Annotated in this window: 20 protein-coding genes and 6 pseudogenes; 22 read left to right on the top strand and 4 right to left on the bottom strand. The window is 70.3% G+C overall.

The genetic code is table 11. The annotated features are described in order from the left end of the window. Positions 1–340: 340 nt before the first annotated feature. The 6 genes and pseudogenes from A6302_RS12205 (at position 341) to A6302_RS25760 (ending at position 5,629) form a co-directional block, all read left to right on the top strand. Positions 341–1,723: an aminotransferase-like domain-containing protein gene (locus A6302_RS12205; RefSeq protein ID WP_069307264.1), complete on the top strand. Its 1,383-nt coding sequence runs from the start codon at positions 341–343 to the stop codon at positions 1,721–1,723. Positions 1,724–1,834: 111 nt separating this feature from the next. Beyond that, on the top strand, positions 1,835–2,905 hold the full coding sequence (locus A6302_RS12200; RefSeq protein WP_069307263.1) for a Gfo/Idh/MocA family protein: 1,071 nt from the start codon (positions 1,835–1,837) through the stop codon (positions 2,903–2,905). After that, a complete protein-coding gene (locus tag A6302_RS12195; RefSeq protein ID WP_069307262.1) occupies positions 2,905–3,729 on the top strand; it encodes a sugar phosphate isomerase/epimerase family protein in 825 nt (274 codons plus the stop codon). The genes A6302_RS12200 and A6302_RS12195 overlap by 1 nt, the downstream gene beginning before the upstream one ends. Before the next feature lie 76 nt (positions 3,730–3,805). Then, the gene (locus A6302_RS12190) at positions 3,806–4,564 is read left to right on the top strand and encodes an alpha/beta fold hydrolase (protein ID WP_083255722.1); all 759 of its coding nucleotides are present in this window, start codon (positions 3,806–3,808) and stop codon (positions 4,562–4,564) included. Then, positions 4,561–5,238: pseudogene (locus A6302_RS25765) on the top strand (ROK family protein); the annotation flags it as partial. The gene A6302_RS12190 and the pseudogene A6302_RS25765, both read left to right, overlap by 4 nt. 16 nt (positions 5,239–5,254) lie before the next feature. Continuing rightward, entirely contained in the window at positions 5,255–5,629 is a 375-nt protein-coding gene (locus A6302_RS25760; protein ID WP_342586263.1) for an ROK family protein, read from the top strand. On the opposite strand, the gene A6302_RS24520 is transcribed toward A6302_RS25760, so the two are convergent. From A6302_RS24520 to A6302_RS12170, 3 genes are all read right to left on the bottom strand, one after another. After that, complete coding sequence (locus tag A6302_RS24520; protein ID WP_069307260.1) at positions 5,542–5,928, bottom strand: DUF1501 domain-containing protein; 387 nt, start codon at positions 5,926–5,928, stop codon at positions 5,542–5,544. The genes A6302_RS25760 and A6302_RS24520 overlap by 88 nt on opposite strands. Further along, positions 5,835–6,626, bottom strand: a complete 792-nt coding sequence (locus A6302_RS24515; RefSeq protein WP_069307259.1) for a DUF1501 domain-containing protein — start codon at positions 6,624–6,626, stop codon at positions 5,835–5,837. Before A6302_RS24515 ends, A6302_RS24520 begins: the two co-directional genes overlap by 94 nt. A gap of 61 nt (positions 6,627–6,687) precedes the next feature. Beyond that, a complete protein-coding gene (locus A6302_RS12170) occupies positions 6,688–7,506 on the bottom strand; it encodes a DeoR/GlpR family DNA-binding transcription regulator (RefSeq protein WP_069307258.1) in 819 nt (272 codons plus the stop codon). 162 nt (positions 7,507–7,668) lie between these two features. Between A6302_RS12170 and A6302_RS12165 the strand changes: the two genes are divergently transcribed. From A6302_RS12165 to atzF, 13 genes and pseudogenes are all read left to right on the top strand, one after another. After that, the gene (locus tag A6302_RS12165; protein WP_069307257.1) at positions 7,669–8,634 is read left to right on the top strand and encodes an isopenicillin N synthase family dioxygenase; all 966 of its coding nucleotides are present in this window, start codon (positions 7,669–7,671) and stop codon (positions 8,632–8,634) included. 389 nt (positions 8,635–9,023) lie between these two features. Continuing rightward, on the top strand, positions 9,024–10,133 hold the full coding sequence (locus tag A6302_RS12160; RefSeq protein WP_069307256.1) for a BMP family ABC transporter substrate-binding protein: 1,110 nt from the start codon (positions 9,024–9,026) through the stop codon (positions 10,131–10,133). Positions 10,134–10,261: 128 nt separating this feature from the next. Further along, the gene (locus A6302_RS12155) at positions 10,262–11,371 is read left to right on the top strand and encodes an ABC transporter permease (RefSeq protein WP_069307255.1); all 1,110 of its coding nucleotides are present in this window, start codon (positions 10,262–10,264) and stop codon (positions 11,369–11,371) included. Then, positions 11,371–12,294 (top strand): ABC transporter permease, encoded by a 924-nt coding sequence (locus A6302_RS12150; RefSeq protein ID WP_069307254.1) that lies wholly within the window; start codon positions 11,371–11,373, stop codon positions 12,292–12,294. Before A6302_RS12155 ends, A6302_RS12150 begins: the two co-directional genes overlap by 1 nt. 141 nt (positions 12,295–12,435) lie before the next feature. Next, the gene (locus A6302_RS12145; protein WP_069307253.1) at positions 12,436–13,455 is read left to right on the top strand and encodes a formamidase; all 1,020 of its coding nucleotides are present in this window, start codon (positions 12,436–12,438) and stop codon (positions 13,453–13,455) included. Between the two features lie 259 nt (positions 13,456–13,714). Beyond that, a complete protein-coding gene (gene biuH, locus A6302_RS12140) occupies positions 13,715–14,440 on the top strand; it encodes a biuret amidohydrolase (protein ID WP_069307252.1) in 726 nt (241 codons plus the stop codon). 1 nt (position 14,441) lies between these two features. Next, positions 14,442–15,586: pseudogene (atzD, locus tag A6302_RS12135) on the top strand (cyanuric acid amidohydrolase). Continuing rightward, positions 15,583–17,128, top strand: a pseudogene (locus tag A6302_RS12130) (ABC transporter ATP-binding protein). Before atzD ends, A6302_RS12130 begins: the two co-directional pseudogenes overlap by 4 nt. A 258-nt stretch (positions 17,129–17,386) precedes the next feature. Continuing rightward, positions 17,387–18,061, top strand: a complete 675-nt coding sequence (locus A6302_RS12125) for a cysteine hydrolase family protein (RefSeq protein WP_069307251.1) — start codon at positions 17,387–17,389, stop codon at positions 18,059–18,061. Beyond that, a complete protein-coding gene (locus A6302_RS12120) occupies positions 18,058–18,243 on the top strand; it encodes a DUF4089 domain-containing protein (protein WP_069307250.1) in 186 nt (61 codons plus the stop codon). Before A6302_RS12125 ends, A6302_RS12120 begins: the two co-directional genes overlap by 4 nt. A 10-nt stretch (positions 18,244–18,253) precedes the next feature. Further along, positions 18,254–19,679: pseudogene (locus A6302_RS12115) on the top strand (AtzE family amidohydrolase). 8 nt (positions 19,680–19,687) lie between these two features. Continuing rightward, entirely contained in the window at positions 19,688–20,404 is a 717-nt protein-coding gene (locus A6302_RS12110; RefSeq protein WP_069307249.1) for a GntR family transcriptional regulator, read from the top strand. A 76-nt stretch (positions 20,405–20,480) separates the two neighbouring features. Beyond that, a pseudogene (atzF, locus tag A6302_RS12105) lies at positions 20,481–21,875 on the top strand (allophanate hydrolase); the annotation flags it as partial. Between the two features lie 56 nt (positions 21,876–21,931). Here the strand turns inward: atzF and A6302_RS12100 are convergent. Continuing rightward, positions 21,932–22,543 (bottom strand): HAD family hydrolase, encoded by a 612-nt coding sequence (locus A6302_RS12100; protein ID WP_069307247.1) that lies wholly within the window; start codon positions 22,541–22,543, stop codon positions 21,932–21,934. Between the two features lie 125 nt (positions 22,544–22,668). Between A6302_RS12100 and A6302_RS12095 the strand changes: the two genes are divergently transcribed. The 3 genes and pseudogenes from A6302_RS12095 to A6302_RS26165 all read left to right on the top strand — a co-directional run. Then, a complete protein-coding gene (locus A6302_RS12095; RefSeq protein ID WP_069307265.1) occupies positions 22,669–23,907 on the top strand; it encodes an amidohydrolase family protein in 1,239 nt (412 codons plus the stop codon). Beyond that, positions 23,904–24,335: pseudogene (hpxZ, locus tag A6302_RS12090) on the top strand (oxalurate catabolism protein HpxZ); the annotation flags it as partial. The gene A6302_RS12095 and the pseudogene hpxZ, both read left to right, overlap by 4 nt. A 3-nt stretch (positions 24,336–24,338) precedes the next feature. Then, positions 24,339–24,518 (top strand): allophanate hydrolase-related protein (locus A6302_RS26165; protein ID WP_425349159.1); only part of this gene is annotated, 180 nt, incomplete at its 3' end.

Genomic DNA, 24,518 nt, shown 5'->3' with positions numbered 1-24,518 from the left:
ATGATCAAGGATCAGGCAAAAGCACGTAGCCATTTCAGCGGCATCCGGGCCTGCATCGCTCGCAGCCGAGCCGAACCAGAGATCCGGGACAACGAGCGCCGGATGGCTTTACGCTGTCATTACAATGGCTTCGGCAAGCGTCCCGCGTCTTCTCGCCGCGAACGCTGCGGCGATCTCCTTCCTCGAAGTATGCGGCCAGACCGGCGACACGGCGCGCGGAAAGTTTGGGCAGGGCGGAAATTCCGCTCGAAATGCAACAATACCCAGTCAATACTTGCCCGGCGATTCCCGCGGGCCTGGGCCGCGGACGACATCGGACCATGGAGCACACGGGGCAGCGATGGCGGACTGGAGTCCGGATCTCAGCCAGCGCGACAAGCCGCGCTATCTGGCGATCGCCGACGCGATCGCCGCGGACATTGCCGGCGGGCGCCTTGCGGCCGGCGACCGCCTGCCGCCGCAGCGCCAGCTGGCCGCCCGGCTCGACGTCGACTTCACCACCGTCGCGCGCGGTTATGTGGAGGCCCAGAAGCGCGGCCTGATCGAATCCCGCGTCGGCCAGGGCACCTTCGTCACCGCCCACACCCGGCGGCCCCGGCCCGCGCCCTCCCGCCGGCCGGAACTCGTCGACCTGTCGATGAACCTGCCGCCCGAGCCCGAGGATCCCGAACTCCTCGACCGGATGCAGGAGGGCTTTGATGCCGTCGGACGCGATCTGGTCGCACTGCTGCGCTACCAGGGCTTCGGCGGCTCGCGCGAGGCGAAGGACGCCGCCTCCAACTGGCTGAGCCGGCGCGCGCTGGTGCCCTCCAACGAGCGGCTGTTCGTGACCCCCGGCGCCCATCCGGCGCTGCTCGGCATTCTCTGCACCCTCGCCCGGCCGGGCGACACGATCCTCTCCGAGGCGATCACCTATCCCGGCATCCGCTCGCTCGCCGCGCAGATCGGACTGACACTGATCGGCATTCCCGAGGACGAGGAAGGGATCGACGTCGCGGCGCTGTGCGAGCTGTGCCAGCGCCACAAGCCGAAGGCGCTCTATCTCAACCCGACCTTCAACAACCCGACGACCCGCACCGTCACCGAACGCCGCCGCATCGAGATCGTCGCCGCGGCCCGACGCTGCGGCCTGCCGATCATCGAGGACGACGCCTACGGCTTCGTGCCGACCCACGGCCCGGCGCCGTTCGCGGCGATCGCCCCGGACCTGACCTGGCACGTCGCCGGCCTTGCCAAATGCATCGGCGCCGGCCTGCGCGTCGCCTATGTGATCGTGCCCGACACGAGGTCGGGCTTTCCCTTCTCGGCCGCCCTGCGCAGCGCGACCGTGATGGCCTCGCCGCTGACCGTGGCGCTCGCCACCCGCTGGATCGAGGACGGCACCGCCGATGCCCTGCTCCGCTTCATCCGCACAGAGACCCGCGCCCGCCAGAAGCTCGCGACCGAACTGCTGCCGCCCGGCAGCTTCATGGCCGATCCGCTCAGCTTCCATCTCTGGGTGCCCCTGCCGGCGCCGTGGACGCGCTCGGCCTTCGTCGGTCACATGCGCTCCACCCGCATCGGCGTCGTCGCGAGCGACGCCTTCACCGTCGGCGACACGCCGCCGGAAGCGGTGCGCGTCTGCCTCGGCGGCCCGGCCGGCCGCGAGGAGATCCGCAGCGCGCTCGACTTCATGGCCCACGCGCTCGAGGAGAGCCCGGAGATGATGTCGACCTTCCTGTAGGTCTCTGGGGCGCGGCCGCGTGTACTGCTTTTTCATGCGCCATTGTCTTTGCGTTTATGCTGCTTCATGCGCTATTATCGGCAAAAGACGCAAAATGCTCGGGAGACAGGCATGACGGATGCGCGCCGGCTGAAGGTCGGCATTCTCGGCTGCGGGCCGATTGCCCAGTTCGCGCATCTGGAAGCCTGCGTGAAGGCGCGCAACGCCGAGCTCCATGCGATCTGCGACGCCGCGCCCGACCTGCTGGCGCGGATGGGCGCCACCTTTCAGCCGACCCGGCAGTTTTCCGACTATGACGCGATGCTCGCCGACCCCGAGTTCGACGCGGTGATCATCGCCACTTCGGACCCGTTCCACGTGCCGGCATCGATCCGCGCGCTGGAGGCCGGCAAGCATGTGCTGAGCGAAAAGCCGGCCGGCGTGACCGTGGAGGAGGCCGAGCATCTGCGCGCGGCGGTGCGGCGCTGCGGCCGGGTCTATCAGGTCGGCCACATGAAGCGCTTCGATCCCGGCCTCGAGGCCGCGCGCGATTTCGTGCGGGACGGCCTCGGCGAGGTCATCGCGCTCAAGGCCTGGTATTGCGACAGCACCCACCGCTACACCATGACCGACGCGGTCCAGCCGCTGCCCGTCACCAGCGTGCTGGCCCGCAGGCCCGCCGAGGATCCGAAGGCGGACAAGCGGCGCTATTTCATGCTCGCCCACGGCAGCCATCTGGTCGACACGGCGCGCTTCCTCTGCGGCGAGATCACCGAGGTGCGGGCCCGGCTGCGGGAGCGGGCCGGCATGTGGTGCTGGTTCGTGGAGACCGGCTTTGCCAGCGGCGCCCTCGGCCATCTCGATCTCACGGTCGCCGTGCGCATGGACTGGCACGAGGGCTTCCAGCTCTACGGCACCATGGGCTCGGTGATCGCAAAGACCTACAATCCTTGGTATTTCAAGGCGAGCGACGTCGAGATCTTCGACGAGCGCGACGCCACGACCCGCCGGCCGCTCGGCGCCGACGGCCATTTCTTCCGCCGCCAGCTGGAAGGCTTCGCGGCGACGATCCTCGACGGCGCGCCGATGCGCGGCGCCGACATCGACGACGGCGTCGCCTCGGTGAAGACCATGGCGGCCATCGCGGAATCGGCGCGCAGCGGCCGGGCGGTCGCGGTCGCCGCCATGACCGGAGCGGTCTGATGCAGCTCGGCATCTTTGCGAAAACCTTCCCCGGCAGCGACCCGACCTTGGTGCTCGCGGCTGCCCGTGACGCCGGCTATGCTTGCGTCCAGTTCAACATGGCCTGCGCCGGCCTGCCGGCGATGCCAGGCGCCGTGGATGCGGCGACACGACGGGCGATCGCCGCCGCGGTGGACACCACCGGCGTGTCGATCGCCGCGCTGTCGGCGACCTGGAACATGATCCACCCGGACTCGGCCGTGCGGGCCGACGGCATGCGCCGGCTCGCGGTGGCGCTCGATGTCGCCCGCGATCTGTCGATCCCGCTCGTCACCCTCTGCACCGGCACCCGCGATCCGGACGACCAGTGGCGCCACCATCCGGACAACAGCCGGCCCGAGGCCTGGGCCGACCTCGTGACCGAGATGGGCAAGGCGGTGGCGCTGGCAGAGGCGGCCGGCGTCGACCTCGGGATCGAGCCGGAGCAGGCGAATGTGGTCACCGACGCCGACGCGGCCCTGCGGCTTCTGCGCAAGATCGGCTCGCCCCGGCTGCGCATCGTGCTCGACCCGGCCAATCTGTTCGAACAGGCCGACCGGGACACCGCCCGCGCCATCGTCGCCGCGGCGGTCGACAAGCTCGGGCCGCATGTCTCGATGGCTCACGCCAAGGACCGCGACGCGGCGGGCCGGTTCGTCACGGCCGGCCATGGCGTCGTCGATTTTGCCGATCTTTTCGCCCGGCTGCGCGACGCGGGCTTCGACGGACCGGTGGTCACCCATGGGCTGGAGGCAGCGGAAGCCCCCGCCGTCGCGCGGTTCCTTGCCGAACGGCTGACGCCATGACCGCGCTTGACCCGGTACGAACCTTGGCCCGCGACGCGCCGAGCTCTGTCTCGTCGACACCGGCAGCGGCTTCCCGGTGGTCTTTCAGCACGGCCTCGGCGCCGACCGCTTCCAGGTCGCGGAGTTCTTTCCGGCAATGACCGGCGTGCGCCGGCTTACCCTCGAATGCCGAGGCCATGGCCGCTCGGAGGCAGGCAGCCGGCGGCCCTTCTCGATCGCCCTGTTCGCCGACGACGTGATCGCGGCCTGCGATGCCCTCGGCATCGACCGCTTCGTGGTCGGCGGCATGTCGATGGGCGCGGCGATCGCGCTCGACATCGCCGCCCGCCACCGCGACCGGGTCACCGCGCTGGTGATCGCCCGTCCGGCCTGGGTCGACCGGCCCGGCCCGGCCAACATGGCGCCCTTCGCCGAGGTCGCCGCCTGCCTGCGCGCCGCCCCGCCGGAGGAGGCACGCGCCCGCTTCGAGACCGGACAGACGGCGCGTGAGCTTGCGATCTCCGCGCCCGACAACCTCGCCTCGCTGCTCGGCTTCTTTGCCCGAGCGGACGCCGCTCTCACTGCCGACCTGCTCGGCGACATCGCCGCCGATGGGCCGGGGGTCAGCCGGGAGACGATCGCCGCGCTCGACCTGCCGGCCCTCGTGCTCGGCAACGCGGTGGATGCGGTGCATCCGCTCGGCCTTGCCCGGGACCTGGCGGCGCTCCTGCCGCGCGCCCGCTTCACGGAGATCACCTCCAAGGCCCGGGACCGCGAGCGCCACTTTGGGGAGTTTCGCGCGGCCGTCGCTGCCTTTCTCACGGAAGTCATCCCCGGCGCGCGGGCCGCGCCGTGACGGCGCACGCCAGCCCTCTCGCGCTGGGCATCGACCTCGGCGGCACGGAGTTACGCGCCGCGATCGTCGCCGCGACCGGCGAGGTGATCGCCTTCGCCGTCCTGCCGACCGATGCGAAGGGGGGGCCGGACGCCGTGGTCGGCCAGATCGAGGCGCTGGTTGCCGCCCTCCCGGCCCATCCCCTCGCCGGCGCGGGGGTTGCCGTGGCGGGCCCCGCCGATCCCGAGGCCGGGGTCGCGCTGGCCCTGCCGATGCTGGCCGGCTGGCGGGACGTGCCGCTCGCCGCGCTCTTGCGCACGCGCCTCGGGCTTGCGATCCATGTCGACAACGACGCCAATGCCGCCGCGCTCGGCGAATGGCGCTTCGGTGCCGGCCGCGGCACGCGGTCCATGGTGTTCGTCACCGTCAGCACCGGCATCGGCGGCGGCGTGATTGCCGACGGCCGGCTGTTGCGCGGCCACCGGGGTCTGGCCGCCGAGATCGGCCACATGGTCGTTGCCCGTTCGCCCGATCTTTCGACCGGGGGCGAAGCGTGCGCCTGCGGCCGCACCGGCTGCTTCGAGGCCATGGCCTCCGGCACCGCGCTCGCCCGCCATGCCAACCGGCTGATCGGATCGGGGCAGGCACCGAGCCTTGGTGCCTGCGCAGGCGGAGCCCCGATGACGGCGCGGCACGTCGTCGAGGCCGCGCGTGCCGGCAACGTCGACGCCCTGCAGCTGCTGGACACCGAGGCACGTGCTCGGCATCGGCCTTGCCAATCTTCTGCATCTCTATGCGCCGAAGCGGATCGTGGTCGGCGGCGGCCTCGGCTCGGCCCTCGACCTGATGGCGACGCGGATCACCGCGACGATCGAGCGCGAGGCGATGCCGGCCTACTGCGCCACGCCGGTGGTGCCCGCCGCGCTGGGCGCCCGTGCCGGCGTGGTCGGCGCGGCCAGCCTCGTGTTCGAGGCGGCACACGCCCGGACTGATCTGCGTCAGGCCATGATCCCGTCCAGTGCCCGGATGGCCCGGCTGTCGGGAAAGATCACGGTATCGAGCCACCCGTCATCGATCCCGAAGTGATCGCGCAGCAGGCCCTTCAGCACCGCGCGGCGGTCGAGGGTGGCGAGAAGTCCGCCGCCGTTCGGCTCCGGCGCCAAACCCGGCCAGTCGGCGACCACCCGCCCGCCCCGCAGCGCGCCCCCGGCCAGCAGCATCGCCGAGCCATGGCCGTGGTCCGTACCGCCCGCCCTGTTGCGCGCGAGGCTGCGGCCGAATTCCGTGGCGATCACCACGACGGTGTCGCGCCAGACCGGCCCGAGCGCGGCGCGCAGGCTGGCGAGGCCGTCGTCGAGATCGGCGAAGGGCCGGGCGGCGCGCACAGCCGGCCAGGTCCGCCCGGTGTGCAGATCCCATCCCGCAACGCGGCCGAAGCGATGCGGAGATCGGCGTCGGCCGCCAGCCGCGTGCCGATCGCGTTCATCGTTGCCGCAAAGGGTGCGTCTGCGCCGGCGAACGGCGGCAGATGCGTGGGGGCCGACGCGCCGCGCAGGATCGGCGGCGGCCGGTGGCCGGCCGCAAGCGCGCCCCCGCCCGCGCCGTTCGTCCGCAACAGCGCCGCGAGCCGGCCAAGCCAGCCGTCCCCGCCGTTTCCGGGGTCGGCGCGGCCGGTCTCCAGGGCCTCGATCGCCTCCGCATGCGACAGGCCGGGCCGAGACCCGCCGACCGCATGGACAACCAGCGCCTCGCCGTGGCCGGCCAGCGCCGCGAAGGTGGCGAGATCCGGGTGAAGACGGAAGCCGTCGACGACACGCCCAAGGGCGGCGTTTTCCGGATCGGGACGGAGGCTTCGAAGGCGCGGCTCGAACAGGGGCGCGGCGGCGGCCAGCCCGTCCATCCCGCCGCGCAGCAGCACGTGGACGAGCCGCGGACACGCCGCGCCCGTGTCGGAGGCCGCGGCGGTCGCCGGCAGGAACGCAGCGCCGAGCGAGGCGAGGACGACCGTCCGCCGGCTCGGCCGCCACGGAGCAGTGTCACGGTCAGGAATGGCGCCGGAAGCCGGTGTGTCCGCGTCGCGCATCGGTTCGTCGTCGCAGTGGCCGGGACCGCCCCGTGCAGGAGGCCTCGCCGAAATCGTCAGGTCAGCAGATCAGCAACTGGGTCCCCGCCGCGGCGAGGGCCGCCGTGATCGCAGGCGGCGGTTCAGCGTCGGTGACGATGACGTCGATCCGGGAAAACCCCGCAACCGCCGCGAAGGCCGTGACACCTAATTTCGACGAATCGGCGACGAGGATCGTGCGCGCCGCCACATCGATCATCGCCGCGGCCGCGGCTGCCTCCTCGATCACGCCCATCGACGGTCCGCGGTCGGAGATGCCGGTGACGCCGAGCACGGCGGTGTCGGCATTGATGCCCACCACCTGCGGGAAGCCGACCGGGCCGAGCGTCACCTGCGACACCGCCCAGTAGGCGCCGCCGAGGATGTGGATCGCCCGGGCGGCTGCCTCCGGAACCGCAGGCGGCAGGCGCAGGTTGTTGGTGATCACGGTGAGGTCGCGGCGCTCGCCGAGGGCCGCGGCGAAATAGCAGGTGGTGGAGCCGCCGTTGAGGATCAGCGTCTCGCCGTCGCGCACCAGCGCCGCCGCACGCGCGCCGATCCGGCGCTTGGCATCGGCCTGCGCGTCCATCCGCTGGGCGATGGAACTGTCGACCCGCACCAGCGCATCGTTGCGCACCGCGCCGCCATGGGTGCGCAGCAGAAGGCCGCGCTGCTCCAGAAGGTCGAGATCCCGGCGGATCGTGTCGCGCGACACTTCGAACAGCGTCACCAGTTCGGCGACAGTCACCTGGCCGCGCTCGGCGAGAAGCTCGACCAGCCGCTGCTGGCGCGTCAGCGGTAGCACGCCGCCGGCGGGCTCGTCGCCGCCGGATTTCGGGGTCGAGGGATCGGCATCGTTCATCCTGCGATCCTATGCGGGCGAGACGCCGCTGAGAAGCGCCTCGATCCGGTCCGATCGTGGACATGGCCGCCATCTCGGTCCGGGGCAGGACGGCGTGCACCGCAGCATCTTGCGCCGGTCCGCCGCGGGGATATGCTGGCGGCCAGCTCATGGAGGCCGTGCATGGACCGTCTGCCGATCATCGATCTGTCCGCGCTCGTCGGCGCGGATGACCCGGCGGCCCTTGCCATGGTCGCGGCCGAGATCGGCGCCGCCGCCCGCGGCCCGGGCTTCTTCTACGTCTCGGGCCACGGCATCGATCCGGATCTGCTCGCCGACGTGTTCACCCAGTCCGCCGCCTTCTTCGACCTGCCGCGCGCCGACAAGGCGCCGCTGTCGATCGAGCGCTCGCCGCACAACCGCGGCTATGTCGGCCTGCTCGGCGAGAAGCTCGACAGTGCCAAGCCCGCCGACCTGAAGGAGGCCTTCAACATCGGCCTCGACCTGTCCCCGGACGATCCGCGCATCCTCGGCGGCGAGCCGTTTCGCGGCGTCAACGTCTGGCCGGACCTGCCCGGCTTTGCCGAGACCATGCGCGGCTACTATGACGCGGCCTGGTCCGTCGGCCGGCTGCTGCACCGGGCGATTGCCGTCGATCTCGGGCTTGCCCCGGACTTCTTCGAGGACAAGCTCGACCAGCCGATGGCGGTGCTGCGCCTGCTGCACTATCCGCCCCATCCGGCGGGCGCGGAGGAGGGCCAGCTCGGCGCCGGCGAGCACACCGACTACGGCAACATCACCCTGCTGATGACCGACGACGTCGGCGGGCTGGAGGTGCGCCGCCGCGACGGCACCTGGCTGAAGGCGCCGCCGATACCCGGGGCCTTCGTCTGCAACATCGGCGACTGCCTGATGCGCTGGACCAACGACGTCTATGTCTCGACCCCGCACCGGGTGCTGAACGCGGGGGGCCGGGAACGCTATTCGGTCGCCTTCTTCCTCGACCCCAATCCGGATGCGCTGGTCGCCTGTCTGCCCGGCTGCGCCAGCGATGAGACACCGGCGAAATATGCGCCGGTGACCGGCGCCGACTATCTCGCCGCACGGCTTGATGCGACTTATGATTTTCGGCGCAAGGAACCGGCCTGATCGATGGCCGGACGGCGATCTGCCTCTGCACCCGGCACAGGCAGTATGACTTTCGCCTAAGAAATGATCAACAATACGGCCATTGTATGCAATCGGCGCCCATGACGCGTCGAGGACGCCCTGTTGCGCCCGCTTCGTCCCCGTCTCCCCACCCCAGCCAAACTTCATACTTCTGATTTTATTGAATTTTTTTTCAGACACCCCGGCACGGCATCCCGCTTCGCGCCATCTGGCACGACGGTTGCGATCACCATCGGCAGCCGCGACGGCGACAGGGAGGGATGGCAGGACGGCGAGCGCCGGCCGCCACCCGCAGGCAGCCACCGTCGAAGCCACCGACCGCCCGCGACCAGCTCCGGGCGAGGAATTTCCGAGGGGAAGCTCACATCATGATCAAGCGCCATTTCGACCGCCGATCCTTCCTGAAGGGCACGGCCGCAGGTCTCGTCGGCCTGTCGGCCTCGGGCCTCCTGACCCGCTCCGCCTTCGCGGCCGACATCACCGTCGGCATCCTCTACGTCGGCCCGCGCGACGACTTCGGCTGGAACCAGGCCCATGCGGTGGCCGCGGCCGCCCTCAAGGAGGTGCCCGGCGTCACGGTGGTGGAAGAAGAGAACGTGCCGGAGACCGTGTCGGTCTCGCAGTCGATGGAATCGATGATCAACCTCGACGGCGCGTCGCTGATCTTCGCCACCTCCTTCGGCTACTACAAGCCCTTCGTCCTCGAGATGGCCGCCAAGTATCCGGACGTGCAGTTCCGCCACGCCGCGCCGCTGTGGACCGACGCCGACCCGAAGAATGCCGGCAGCTACTTCGGCTATCTCGATCAGGCGCATTACGTCGACGGCATCGCCGCCGGCCTCTCCACCACCACCAACAAGCTCGGCTTTGTCGCGGCCAAGCCGATCGGCACCGTGCTGCGCAACATCAACTCCTTCACCCTCGGCGTGAAGAAGGTGAACCCGGCCGCCACCGTCCAGGTGATCTTCACCGGCGAATGGTCGATGCCGGTGCGCGAGGCCGAGGCCGCCAACGCCCTGATCGACGCCGGCTGCGACGTGCTCACCTGCCACGTCGACGGTCCGAAGGTGGTGATCGAGACCGCCGAGGGGCGCGGCATCAAGACCTGCGGCCACAACGCCAGCCAGGCCCCGCTCGCGCCCAAGGGCTTCATCACCGGCGCCGAATACAAGTGGTCGACGATCTACAAGGACTACGCGGCCAAGGTCGGCGCCGGCGAGGCGCTGCCGAACTTCATCGGCGGCGGCTTCGACAAGGACTTCGTGCAGTCGACCGCCTATGGCGCCGGCGCCACGGAAGCGGCGATCGCCGCGGCCGACACGGCCCGCGCGGAGGTCACGGCCGGCAAGCCGATCTTCGTCGGCCCGATCAGCAAGCAGGACGGCTCGGCCCTCGTTGCCGCCGGCGCCACCCTCGACAACTACGATCCCGCGCTCGACCAGACCGACTATCTCATCGAGGGCGTCGTCGCTCGGTGACCTGACGCCGGCGGCGACCCGGTCGCCGCAGACACAGGCAGCGGGCGGCCGGCGCCGCCCGCGCCGTTCGGGACGGCACGTCCGTTCCGTCCCAATCACGTCCGCTCCCATCACGCCGAAGGTGTGCCATGGCCGAAGCCTCGATCGAACCAACCGCGCGGCAGGGTCTGATGTACAGCGAATACCTCGACCGCTTTCGCCGCTCGTCGGAATTCGTGGTGATCCCGCTGCTCGCGCTCGTCGCCTCGGCGGCGCTGTTCTCGCTGTTCCTGATGCTGGTCGGCAAGTCGCCGGTGGAATTCTTCTCCCTCGTCTGGCGCGGCGGCTTCGGCACCGGCTTTTCGTGGCAGAACACCCTGGTGCGCGCCTCGCCGCTGATCTTCGCCGCGCTCTGCGTCGCCATTCCCGCCCGCCTCGGCATGGTGGTGATCGGCGGCGAGGGCGCGCTGATCCTCGGCGGCTTTGCGGCCGGCGCGATCGCGATCCCGCTGGTGCCGATCGCGTCGAATGTCCTCGTCATGCCGGCGATGTTCCTCGCCGCCGCCATTGCCGGCGGCGTGTGGATCGGCTTCGTCGGCTGGCTGCGCCATTACCGCGGCATCAACGAGACCATCTCCTCGCTGCTGCTGTTCTACATCGCGACGTCGGTGCTGAACTTCTTCGTCGAGGGCGCCCTGCGCGATCCCTCCGACCCGAACAAGCCGTCGACGGCGCCGATCGGGGCGGAGAACATGATCGGGCCGATCCCGGGCACCTCGGTGCACTGGGGCCTCGCCTTCGGCGTCATCGCCTGCCTCCTCGTCTGGGTGCTGATGAACCGCACCACCTTCGGCTTTGCCGCCCGCCTCACCGGCGGCAACGTGCGCGCCGCCCAGGGCCAGGGTCTGCCGGTCGGCAAGCTGGTGCTGGTCTCCTGCGCCCTCGCCGGGGCGCTCGCCGGCATCGCCGGCTATTTCGAGGTGGCGGCGATCCACGGCAAGGCCAACGCCTCGCTGATCGCCGGCTACGGCTTCACCGGCATCCTCGTGTCCTTCCTCGCCCGCCACAATCCGCTGGCGATCATCCCGGTCGCGATCATGCTCGGCGGCATCGCCTCCTCCGGCGGTCTCGTGCAGCGCCGCATGGACCTGCCGGACGCCACCGTGCTGGTGCTGCAGGGGATGATGTTCCTCGTGCTGCTCGTCAGCGAGACCATGTACGGCCGCCTGCCGTTCTTCAAACCGAAAGGAACGACGTGATGGGTGACGATGCCGGCTTTACGACGGTTCTCTTCGCGATGATCGCAGGCGCGATCCGCGTGTCCACGCCCTTCCTGTTCGTCAGCCTCGGCGAATGCCTCACCGAGAAGTCGGGGCGCATCAACCTCGGGCTCGAGGGTACGCTGGTGTTCGGGGCGATGTCGGCCTACGCCATCTCCTACCAGACCGGCTCGCCGTGGCTCGGCGTGGTCGTCGCCGGCATCGCCGGCATGATGTTCGGCGCCATCCACGGCTTCATCTGCAAGCTGCCGAAGGTGAACGACATCGCCGTCGGCATCGCCATGATGCTGTTCGGCACCGGCCTCGCCTTCTTCTTCGGCAAGGCCTACATCCAGCCGGCCGCGCCGCGCCTGCCGTCGATCTCGCTCGGCTGGTGGTCGGACGATCCGCAGGTCCGCCAGGCCCTCGACGTCAACCCGCTGTTCCTCGTCGGCATCGTGCTGGCGATCGTGCTGTGGTGGGGGTTCCGCAACACCCGCCTCGGCCTGATCGTGCGCACCACCGGCGACAGCGCGCCGGCGGCGCTCGCGCTCGGCGTCAACGTCAACGTCGTGCGCTTCCTCGCCACGGCGGTGGGCGGCTTCTTTGCCGGCGTCGGCGGCGCCTTCCTGTCGCTCTACTATCCGGGCAGCTGGACCGAGGGCCTCTCGTCGGGACAGGGGCTGATGGCGGTGGCGCTGGTGATCTTCGCCCGCTGGAACCCGCTCGCCTGCTTCGGCGCGGCGCTGCTGTTCGGCGCGGCCGGCGCGCTCGGCCCGGCGCTGCAGTCGATCGGCATCTCGCGCGGCTACCACTTCTTCAACGCCGCGCCCTACCTGATGACGCTCGCGATCATGATCCTGTCGATCTCGCCGAAGCGCTCGCTGAAGGGCGCGCCGGGAGAGCTGTCGATCACCAAGTGACGCCGGCGGGCGGCGGTCAGCCGCCGCCCGCACACCCGATCATCGGGCAATCCGGCAATCCGGGGCAGGACAGACAACACCGAGGGTCAATCGGGGCGAACGGCCATATCGGGGGGCCGCAGTCGCAAAGGAGCAGGCAGGATGAATGGTCTCGGAGGTCTCAACAAGTCGCCGAACGGCGTCGTTCTCGGTCTGGTGCAGCTCAAGCTGCCCGTGGTCGTGACACCGGAGGATCTGGCGGCGCAGACGGCCCGCATCGTCGAGATGGTCGGCAAGGCGCGCCGCAACCTCGGCACGATGGATCTTGTCGTGTTTCCCGAATACGCGCTGCACGGCCTGTCGATGGACACCAACCCGGCGATCATGTGCCGGATGGACGGGCCCGAAGTTGCGGCGTTCAAGAAGGCCTGCATCGACAACCGGATCTGGGGCTGCTTCTCCATCATGGAGTACAACCCGGACGGTTATCCGTGGAACACCGGCCTGATCATCGACGACCAGGGCGAGGTCAAGCTCTACTATCGCAAGATGCATCCCTGGGTGCCGGTCGAGCCGTGGGAGCCGGGCGACCTCGGCATTCCGGTGATCGAGGGCCCGAAGGGCGCGAAGATCGCGCTGATCATCTGCCACGACGGCATGTTCCCGGAGATGGCGCGCGAGTGCGCCTACAAGGGCGCCGAGATCATGCTGCGCACCGCCGGCTACACCGCGCCGATCCGGCAGAGCTGGCGCTTCACCAACCAGGCCAACGCCTTCCAGAACCTGATGGTCACCGCCAACGTCTGCATGTGCGGCTCGGACGGCAGCTTCGATTCCATGGGCGAAGGCATGATCGTCAACTTCGACGGCACGGTGATCGCCCACGGCGAGACCGGCCGGGCGGACGAGATCATCACCGCGGAGGTGCGCCCCGATCTCGTGCGCGAGGCGCGGATCCACTGGGGCGTGGAAAACAACATCTACCAGTTCGGCCACCGCGGCTATGTCGCGGTCAAGGGCGGCGCGCAGGACTGCCCCTACACCTTCATGCAGGACATGGTGGCGGGGACCTACCGGCTGCCCTGGGAGGACGAGGTCAGGGTGACCGACGGCACGAGCTGCGGCTTCCCGGCGCCGACGCGGATGTATGGCGAGAGCGCGAAGAAGGAGGCGGCGGAGTGATCGTGCGGAGTGCGCTTTCTCCAGGGGTTGTGGGAAGGCCGAGCCTTGCCGCTCACCCCTCTCCCTGTCCCTCTCCGACAGGGGGAGAGGGGACGATGAAGGCGAGGGCCGTGTCCCCTCGGACCTCTCGCCGAACCAAAGCGTCGCATTGCGGACGGACGTGCAATCCTGCGTCCCCTCCCCCCTTGTGGGGGAGGGACAGGGAGAGGGGTGAACGCCACGGCAGGACGCGCGCAACGCTGATCGAAAGGCCCCATCCATGACCGCCTCCCTCGACGAGCGCATCGAGGCCGTCCGCGTCCCCGGCGGGCGGACCATCGATTCGGAGCCCTATGCCTGGCCCTTCGACGGCGACCTGCGGCCCGAGAATACCGCGATCGTCGTCATCGACATGCAGGTCGATTTCTGTGCCCCCGGCGGCTACGTCGACAGCATGGGCTACGACATCGCGCTGACCCGCGCGCCGATCGCACCGATCGCCCGGCTGCTGGAGGCCGTGCGGGAAAAGGGCTTCACCGTCATCCACACCCGCGAGGGCCACAAGCCGGATCTCTCGGACCTGCCCGCCAACAAGCGCTGGCGCTCGCAGCGGATCGGCGCCGGCATCGGCGACCAGGGGCCGTGCGGCCGCATCCTCGTGCGCGGCGAGCCGGGCTGGGAGATCATTCCGGAATTGCAGCCGATCGCCGGCGAGGCGATCATCGACAAGCCCGGCAAGGGCTCGTTCCTTGCCACCGACTTCGACCTCGTGCTGCAGACGAAACGCATCCGCAACATCGTGCTCACGGGCGTGACCACCGACGTCTGCGTCCACACCACCATGCGCGACGCCAACGACCGCGGCTACGAGTGCCTGCTCCTGTCCGACTGCACCGCCGCGACCAAGCTCGAGAACCATCTCGCGGCCCTCGACATGGTGAAGATGCAGGGCGGCGTGTTCGGTGCGGTGGCGACCTCCGACGCCTTCATCGCGGGGATCGCCTGAGATGCGGCAGGCCCACGTCCACAGGCTGGCGATGCGGGCTCCCGACGATGTGTCGGGGCTGAGCGCGGCGATCGAGGCCGGCCGGATCGCGCCGGCCGGGATCGTCGGCATTCTCGGCAAGACCGAGGGCAACGGCTGCGTCAACGATTTCACCCGCGCCTTCGCCGTCCGCGCCCTGACCGACGCTCTAAGGCCGCATCTCGGCGACGACGCGCTGGCCCGGGTGTCGATGGTGATGTCCGGCGGCACCGAGGGCGCGCTGTCGCCGCACATGCTGGTGCTGGAGCGCCGCGAGAGCGCGGCCTCGTCCCCGTCTCCGGCGCTTGCCGTCGGTTCGGCCCGCTCGCCGGACCTGCCCTTCGAGCATCTCGGCCGCCGCCCGCAGGCACTGATGGTGGCCGACGCCGTGCGCGCCGCCATGGCCGATGCCGGGCTGGACGACCCGGCGGACGTGCATTTCGTGCAGATCAAGTGCCCGCTGCTGACCGCCGGACGCGTCCGCGACGCCGAGGCGCGCGGGCAGACCGTCGCCACCCGCGACACGCTGAAATCCATGGGCCTGTCGCGCGGCGCCTCGGCGCTCGGCGTCGCCATCGCGCTCGGCGAGATCGAGGCGGCCCGCGTCACCGACGACGTGATCGGCCGCGACACGACCCTGTGGTCGGGCCGCGCCAGCACGTCCGGCGGCGTCGAGCTTCTCGATCACGAGGTGGTCGTGCTCGGCATGAGCGCCGCGTGGACCGGGCCGCTCGTCGTCGACCACGCGGTGATGGCCGACCAGATCGACGTGGAGCCGGTGCGCGCCGCCCTTGGCCGCCTTGACCTTGGCGGCTTCGGCCAGATCCCGGCCGGCGACCGCGGCCGCCTCGTCGCGCTGCTCGCCAAGGCGGAGGCCGGCACCAGCGGCACCCTGCGCGCCTGCGCCACACCATGCTCGACGACTCCGACATCTCGTCGACCCGCCACGCGCGGGCCTTCGTGGCCGGCGCGCTGGCCGGCCTCGTCGGCCATGCGGAGATCTTCGTGTCCGGCGGCGCCGAACACCAGGGGCCGGACGGCGGCGGCCCGGTGGCGATCATCGCGCAGCGCGCGCAGGCCCATCCATCCAGCCCATCTTCCTCACTCGAAGGCGAGGTCTCTCCATGACGGCAGTTGCAGCGGTGTCAGAGGCGCCGGCCAGGCGCGCGATCGGTCTCGAGACCATCGGCATGACCAAGATCTTCGGCTCGCTCGTCGCGCTTGGCGACGTGTCGATCACGTCCGCCCCGGCTCGTTCCACGCGCTGCTCGGCGAGAACGGCGCGGGCAAGTCGACGCTGGTGAAATGCATCATGGGCTTCTACCAGCCGACCCGCGGAACGGTGCTGGTCGATGGCAAGGAGACCGACATCGCCAATCCGAAGATCGCCCGCGATCTCGGCATCGGCATGGTCTACCAGCATTTCACGCTGGTGCCCTCGCTCACGGCCACGGAAAATCTGGTGATCGCCCGCGCCCACGTGCCGGCCGTGATCGACTGGAAGACGGAGAAGAAGGCGCTCGACGCCCTGTTCGACCGCATGCCCTTCCGCGTGCCGCTCGACGTGCCGGTGTCCTCGCTCGCCGCCGGCGAGAAGCAGAAGCTGGAAATCCTCAAGCAGCTCTATCTCGACCAGAAATTCCTGATCCTCGACGAACCGACCTCGGTGCTGACCCCCGGCGAGGCCGACGAGATCCTTGGTCTCCTGCGCACGATGACCGATGCCGGCGACCTGACGATCCTGATGATCTCCCACAAGTTCCGCGAAGTGACCGCCTTTGCCGACGAGTTCACCGTGCTGCGCCGAGGCCAGCGGGTCGCGGCGGCATGACCGGCGCCGTGCCGGTCTCCGAGATGAGCCGGATGATGATCGGCGACATGAAGCTGCGCGAGCAGGCCGCCCGGGTCACCCACACGGCGAAACCCGTGGTGCTGGACCTTGCCGGCATCTGCGCCGACGGCGACGACGGCCTGCCGGCGGTCGACGCGGTCAACCTCAAGATCCACGCCGGCGAGATCGTCGGCATCGCCGGGGTGTCGGGCAACGGCCAGTCGGAGCTGATCGAGACCCTGTCCGGCCAGCGCGAGCTGACCAACGGCCGCTTCTTCGTCCACGACAAGCCCTACGAGCCGACGCGCGGCAAGATGGCGAAGTTCAAGGTGTTCGGCCTGCCGGAGGAGCCGCTGCGCAACGCGGCGGTGCCGAAGATGTCGGTCGCCGAGAATCTGGCCTTCCGCTCCTTCGACCAGCCGCCGATCTCCAAGGGACGCGGCTGGCTGTCGCCCGGGCCGATGCGCTCGAAGGCGCGCGAGCTGATCGCCGCCTACCGGGTCAAGACGCCCTCCCCGGACGAGCCGATCCAGAATCTCTCGGGCGGCAACGTCCAGCGCGCGATCCTTGCCCGCGAGCTCTCGACCGAGGTCGACGTGCTGATCGTCGCCAACCCCTGCTTCGGCCTCGACTTTGCCTCCATCGCCGAGATCCGCGGCCAGATCATGGACCAGCGCAACCGCGGCGCCGCCGTGCTGCTGGTCTCCGAGGACCTCGACGAGATCCTGGAGCTGGCCGACCGGGTCGCGGTGATGTCCGAGGGCAAGATCACCTATGTGGCAAAGACCACCGAGACCGACCGCAACACCATCGGCCAGGCCATGGCCGGCCATCACTGAGGAGGCGGCCATGAGGGTGTTCGGCTTCGAGAAGGTGGTGGGGGTGGGCACGGCGAATGCGCTCCGTGTCGCTCACCCATCTCCCTGTCCCTCTCCCACAGGGGGAGAGGGGACGATGATGGCGAAGGCCGTTGTTGTCGCGACCTCTCGCCAGGACGGAAGGCCGATTTTCGAGAGGGGTTCTTCGGCCTCCCTGCGCCGTTCTGGTTTCCCGTCGTCCGAGCGGCGCCCCACCGCGCTCTTCCGGAGCTTCCACCCATGATCACCGTCGACGCCGCCCCCTTCCCCTATGCCTTCCCGCCGGACAGGGTGGCGCTCATCGTCATCGACATGCAGCGCGATTTCGTCGAGCCCGGCGGCTTCGGCGAGACGCTCGGCAACGATGTGGCGCGGCTGCAGGCGATCCTGCCCGGCGTCGCCGGCCTGCTGAAGGTGTTCCGCGACAACGGCTGGCCGGTGATCCACACCCGCGAGGGCCATCGCCCGGATCTCTCCGACTGTCCGCCCGCCAAGCGCCTGCGCGGCGAACCCACGTTGCGGATCGGCGACGCGGGGCCGATGGGCCGGGTGCTGATCCACGGCGAGCCGGGCCACGGCATCGTCGAGGAATGCGCGCCCGTGGACGGCGAACATGTGATCGACAAGCCGGGCAAGGGCGCCTTCTATGCCACCGAACTCGGCGACATCCTCGCCCGCCACGGCATCACCCATCTGGTGTTCGCCGGCGTGACCACCGAGGTCTGCGTCCAGACCACCATGCGCGAGGCCAACGACCGCGGCTTCGAGAATCTCTTGATCGAGGACGCGACCGAGAGCTACTTCGCGGAGTTCAAGGCGGCGGCGATGGCGATGATCCGGGCCCAGGGGGCGATCGTCGGCTGGACCGCGCCGCTTGCGAACCTGCAGGCCGCCGTTACCAGGGAGCTGGCATGACCGAGGACTTCGATGCGAACGCCTATGTGGACATGATGGCGACGGTGATGGGGATCGAGATCGATCCGGCCTGGCGGCCGACGGTGGTCGCCAACATGATCAACACGCAGAAGATCGCCGCGCATCTGCTCGACTTCCCGCTCGACGTCCATGTCGAGCCGGCCTTCCGCTTCGAGGCCTGACCCGATGCCGATGGACCTTCTGAACGGCACCGCCGCCGACATCGTCGCCGCCGTCACCCGGCGCGAGGTGTCGGCCCGCGACATGGCGACCCGCGCGATCGAGACGATCTCCGCGAAGGACGAGAGCCTGCGCGCCTTCACCGACGTCACCGCCGCCCGCGCCCTTGCCGAGGCCGACGCCGTGGATGCGCTCATCGCCAAGGGCGAGACTCCGCCGCTGGCCGGCGTGCCCTATGCGGTCAAGAACCTGTTCGACATCGAGGGCCTGCCGACGCGCGCGGGCTCGAAGATCAACCGCGAACTGCCGCCGGCCACCGCCGACGCCGCGCTGGTAACAAGGATGGCCGGCGCCGGGGCGCTGCTGCTCGGCGGGCTGAACATGGGCGAATACGCCTATGACTTCACCGGCGAGAATGCCCACGACGGCAACGCGCTCAACCCGCACGATCCGACCCGGATGACCGGCGGCTCGTCGAGCGGGTCGGGCGGCGCCGTCGCGGGCGGTATGGTGCCGGTCTCGCTCGGCTCCGACACCAACGGCTCGATCCGCGTGCCGGCCTCCTTCTGCGGGCTCTACGGCCTGAAACCCACCTTCGGCCGGCTCAGCCGGGTCAACTCCTATCCCTTCGTCGCCAGCCTCGATCACCTCGGCCCGATCGCAAGGTCGCCGCAGGATCTGGCGCTGGTGTTCGACGTGCTGCAGGGCGACGATCCGCGCGACGAATGGCAGGCCCGCATGCCCGTTCTGCCGACCCTGCCGGAACTGTCCCGCGGCGCCGAGGGCCTGCGGGTCGCGGTCGCCGGCGGCTATTTCCGCCGCCAGCAGATGCCGGAGCGACCGCCGCGGTCGATCTCGTGGCACGCGCGCTCGGCGCGACCCGCGAGATCGAGATTCCGCAAGCCCGCCGCGCCCGCGGCGCCGCCTATGTGATCACCAATGCCGAATCCTCCGGGCTGCATCTACGCCAGCTGCAGACCCGGGCTGCCGACTACGATCCGGACACGCGCTCGCGCTTCATCGCCGGCGCTTCGTGCCGGCGGCCTGGGTGGTGGCCGCCCATCGCTTCCGCGCCTGGTTCCGCGAGGAGATGCGCAAGGTCTTCGAGGAGGTCGATGTGATCCTCGCGCCGGCAACCCCTTTCCACGCGCCGAAATCGGGCACGAAGACCGTGGTGCTCGACGGCGAGGAACTGCCGACCCGCGCCAACATCGGCATCTTCACCCAGCCGATCTCCTTCGTCGGCCTGCCGGTGGTGGCGGTGCCGGTGTGGCTGGAGGGCGCCGGCCTGCCGATCGGCGTGCAGGTGATCGCCCCGGCCTGGCGGGAGGACATTGCCCTGCGCGTCGCCCACCAGCTGGCGGCGGACGGGATCACGAGCGCCCCGGTGGCCAGACGAACCGAAGGCGGGCAGGCTGAAGGCGGGCGGGCAGGCTGAAGGCGGACATGGCAAGACGGGCGACGAGCGCGAAAGAGACGATCGGCGAGGCGGAGCGGCCGGCCATCCGGCGCAAGGGCAGGACCCGCACGGAGGATCTGCGGCTTCAGCTGGCCGACGAGATCATGCGCGGCGAGCTGGCGCCCGGAACGCCGCTCGACGAGGCCCGCATCGCCGCCCGCTTCGGCGTGTCGCGCACGCCGGTGCGCGAGGCGCTGCGCCAGCTCGGCTCCAGCGGTCTCGTCGAACTGCGGCCGCATCGCGGCGCCGTCGTCTCGCCGTTTTCGGCCACGCGCTTCACCGAGCTGTTCACGGCGATGGCCGAGCTGGAGGGCGTGTGCGCGGGCCTTGCAGCGGTCGGCATGCAGGCGGCCGAGCGGCGCGATCTGGAGCGGGTGCACGGCGCCTTCGGCGACCTCGTGCGCACCTCCGACCCGCAGCGCTATCACGAGGTCAACGAGGCCTTCCACAACGCCGTCTATGCGGGGGCCCACAACAGCTACATCGCCGAGCTGACGCTCTCGACGCGGCTGCGGCTGCAGCCGTTCCGCCGCGCCCAGTTCCGCAACATCGGCCGCCTCGCCCATTCCTATGCCGAGCACGACCGGGTGGTGCAGGCGATCCTGCGCGGCGAGCGCGACGAGGCGGAGAATGCCATGCGCGAGCACATCATCCGGGTGAAGGACGCCGCCGAGGACTATGTGGAAAGCTTCGCCGGCAGCTGAGCGCGACAGGGATCGGCCCGGTATAAGAGATGTGTGACGACTTTGCCGGCGCGCCACAGCAGCGCCGGTACACGACATGGCCCGGCAGAGACGGGCCCGAGCGACACGAGGACCCATGCCGACCTTCGACTTCGACATCGCCAGCCTGCGCCGAGCCTATGCGGCGGGCCTCGATCCGGCCGAAGTGGTCGGCGACGTCTATCGCCGGATCGCGGCGGTGGACGATCCCGGCATCTTCATCGCGCTGTTCGATGAGGCCGAGGTGGTTGCGGCCGCCCGTGCCCTGCCCGCCTTCGATCCGGCGCTCTACCCGCTCTGGGGCGTTCCCTGCGCGGTGAAGGACAACATCGACGTCGCCGGCCTGCCGACCACGGCGGCCTGCCCGGCCTATGCCTACCGGCCGGCCCATGACGCGGTCGCGGTCGCCCGGCTCAGGGCGGCCGGGGCGCTGGTGATCGGCAAGACCAACCTCGACCAGTTCGCGACCGGCCTCGTCGGCGTCCGCACGCCCTATCCGGTGCCGCGCAATGCCTGCGATCCGAGCCTCGTGCCGGGCGGCTCGTCGTCGGGCTCGGCGGTCGCGGTTGCCCACGGCCTCGTCGGCTTTTCTCTCGGCACCGACACCGCCGGCTCGGGCCGGGTACCGGCCGGGCTCAACAACATCGTCGGCCTGAAGCCGACGGTCGGCGCGGTGCCCGCCACCGGCATGCTGCCCGCCTGCCGCACCCTCGACTGCATCTCCGTCTTCGCCGCCACCGTGTCCGACGCCTGGGCGGTGTTCTCCGTGATCGGCGGCTTCGATGCGGCCGATCCCTACTCGCGGCCCTTCGCGGCGGCCCTGCCGACGGACACATCTGCCCTGCGCATCGGCATCCCCGACGCCACCTCCCGGATCTTCTTCGGCGACACGATCGCGGAGGCCGCCTTCGACGCGGCGCTGGCCGACCTTGCCGCGCTCGGCGCGACCTTCACGCCCGTGGACCTCTCGCCCTTCTTCGAGGTGGCGCGCCTGCTCTACGAGGGGGCCTGGGTCGCCGAACGCCACGCGGTGCTGGAGCCGTTCCTGGCGACCAACCGCGACGACGTGCATCCCGTGACGCTGGCGATCACCGAAAAGGCGCTCGGCCTCACCGCCACCGACGCCTTCCGCGGCTTCTACCGGCTTGCCGACCTGCGCCGCCAGACCGCGCCGGTGTGGGAGGCGATCGACCTGCTGGTCGTTCCGACCGCGCCGTCGATCTGCACCCTCGAGGAGATCGCGGCCGAGCCCGTCGCCGCCAACAGCCGGCTCGGCACCTACACCAATTTCGTGAACCTGCTCGACCTCTCGGCGCTCGCCGTACCCGGCCGCTATCGCAGCGACGGCCGTCCGGCCGGCGTCACCCTGATCGGCCCCGCCTTTGCCGACGGCAGGCTTGCCGCGCTCGGCGCCGCGCTGCACGGCGCGAGCGGACTGCCGGCAGGCGCCACGGAGACCGTCGTCGCCGAGACGCTGCCGTGACCGTCCACAACCTTGCGATCTCCGCTTCAGTCGGCCGCTGCAATCCCGGCATGGCGCAGGACGTCGGCACGGTCGGTAAGGTCCACGGAAATGTGGATCGCGACGAGGCCGGCCGCCTTGGCCGAGGCAACGCCGGTGCGGCTGTCCTCGACCGCCAGCACCTCCTGCGGGGCAAGGCCGAAGCGCTCGCAGGCGAGACGGTAGGGCTCGGGATCGGGCTTGCCGATCGACACATCGTCGCGGCTGACGCTGAAGTCGATCAGATGCAGGATGCCGAGGGCGGCGAGATTGGCATCGACGATGCGGCGGTAGGAGTTGGAGACGCAGCACTGGCGGATGCCGGCGGCCTTCAGCGCCTCCATCGTCGCGACGACGCCGTCGAAGGGCGTCAGGGCCGTGACCCCGGCAAGATATTCGGTGACGATTTCCTCCAGCCAGACGTCCTGCGTGAGGTCTTCCGGATAGGAGCCGCGGAAATAGTCCCAGACCGCGTCCATGCTGACGCCGAGATGCTCGGGATCGACGGGCGCCACCGTCACGCCGTAGCGGGCCGAGACGCGCCGCAGCGCGTCGTGGTGATGCGGCTCGCTGTCGACCAGCGTGCCGTCGATGTCCCAGGCCACTGCCCTGATGGTCATGCCGCATTCTCCCGCCGCGCGCTGTCCGGTCCTCTGCCGGGCACACCGCGCGCGGGTCTTCCTGCCATCGCACGGCGGCAGGGGCAAGGCCGCCTTCGTTGGGGCGCATGCGCGCGGAGGCCGGCATGTTCGACCTGATCTTCCGGCAGGCGCGCACGCCGGAGCATCCCGATCCGGTCGATGTGGCGATCGCCGGCGGCCGGATCGCCGCGATCGCACCGCGCATCGACGCCGTCGCGCCGGAGTTCCTGTGCGACGGCGGCCTGCTGTTTCCCGGCTTCGTCGACAGCCACATCCATCTCGACAAGGCCTGCATCGCCGACCGCTGCCAATTGTGCGAAGGCACGCTGGCCGAGGCGATCGCCGAGACCGGGCGCGCCAAGCGCGGCTTCACCCGCGAGGACGTGACGGCGCGCGGGCGGGCCGTGCTGGAGCGGGCGATCATGGCCGGCACCACGGCGATGCGCACCCATGTGGAGATCGACCCGCGCATCGGCCTCACCTCGTTCGACGCGATCACCACCCTGAAGCAGGACTTCGCCGACCTGATCGACCTGCAGATCTGCGTCTTCCCGCAGGAGGGCCTGACCAACGATCCGGGCACCGAGGCGTTGCTCGACGAAGCCCTGCAAGCCGGCGCCAACCTGCTCGGCGGCTGCCCTTACACCGACACCGATCCGAAGGCGCAGATCCGCCGGCTGTTCGACCTTGCCACGCGCCATGGCGTCGATCTCGACTTCCATCTCGATTTCGACCTCGATCCGGCGGGCGGATCGCTGGACGACGTGATCGCCGAGACGACCATGCGCGGCTATGGCGGCCGGGTCGCGGTCGGCCATGCGACCAAGCTTTCGGCCCTGCCGACGACGCGGCTGGAGCGCACCGCCGACCGACTGGCCGAGGCCGGCGTCGCCGTGACCGTGCTGCCGGCGACCGACCTCTATCTCACCGGCCGCGACCGCGACCATCTGGTGCCGCGCGGCGTTGCCCCGGCCCACCGGCTGGCCGCGCGCGGGGTGACGACCTCGATCGCGACCAACAACGTCCTCAATCCGTTCACGCCCTTCGGCGACGCCAACCTGATGCGGATGGCCAATCTCTACGCCAATGTCGCGCAGGTCGGCACCACGGCCGACCTTGCCCGGGTGTTCGGCATGGTCTCCACGGACGCCGCCCGGCTGATCGGCCGCGAGGAACACCGGGTCGTGCCGGGCGCGCCCGCCGACCTCGTCCTCCTCGACGCGGTCTCGCCGGCCGACGCCGTCGCCCGCATCGCCCAGGCCCGCGCCGGCTGGAAGGCCGGCCGCCAGAGTTTCGAGCATCCGCTGCCCCGCCTCGTCAACAAGAAGGAAAGCCCCGCATGACCCCCGAGAGCGCCAGTCCCGAGAGTGCCAGTCCCTTGAGTGACATTCCGGAGATCGACATTCCCGAGGTGCGCGCCGAAGTGGCGGAGGCCTTCGCCCGCTACGAGGCGGCGCTGATTGCCAACGACGTCGACACGCTCGACGCGCTGTTCTTCAACGCGCCGACCACGATCCGCTACGGCGGCGGCGAGAATCTCTACGGCTTTGCCGAGATCGCCGCCTTCCGCGCCGGCCGCAGTTCCTCCGGGCTGGAGCGCACGCTCGACCGCACGGTGATCACCAGCTACGGCCGCGACTTCGCGGTCGCCTCCACGCTGTTCCGCCGGCCCTCCACCGCCAGCAAGCTGGGACGGCAGATGCAGACCTGGGCGCGCACAACGGCCGGCTGGAAGGTGGTCGCCGCCCACGTCAGCCTCATCCCCGATCCGGAGGTGGCCTCCGCAACGTCCGCCCCTGCTCCGGATAGGGACCGGATCGAGGTGGCGGTCGTCGGCGCCCACCTCTCCGGCATGCCCCTCAACGGCGAACTGCTCGGCCTCGGCGGCGAACTGTCGTCGGTGTCGCGCACCAGTGCCGACTACCGGCTGTTTGCCCTCGCCGGCGGCCCGCCC

The organism is Methylobrevis pamukkalensis (assembly GCF_001720135.1).
Classification (GTDB): Bacteria; Pseudomonadota; Alphaproteobacteria; order Rhizobiales; family Pleomorphomonadaceae; genus Methylobrevis; species Methylobrevis pamukkalensis.
The sequence above is the reverse complement of the archived record's forward strand: the minus strand, read 5'-3'. Positions and strand labels throughout refer to the sequence as shown.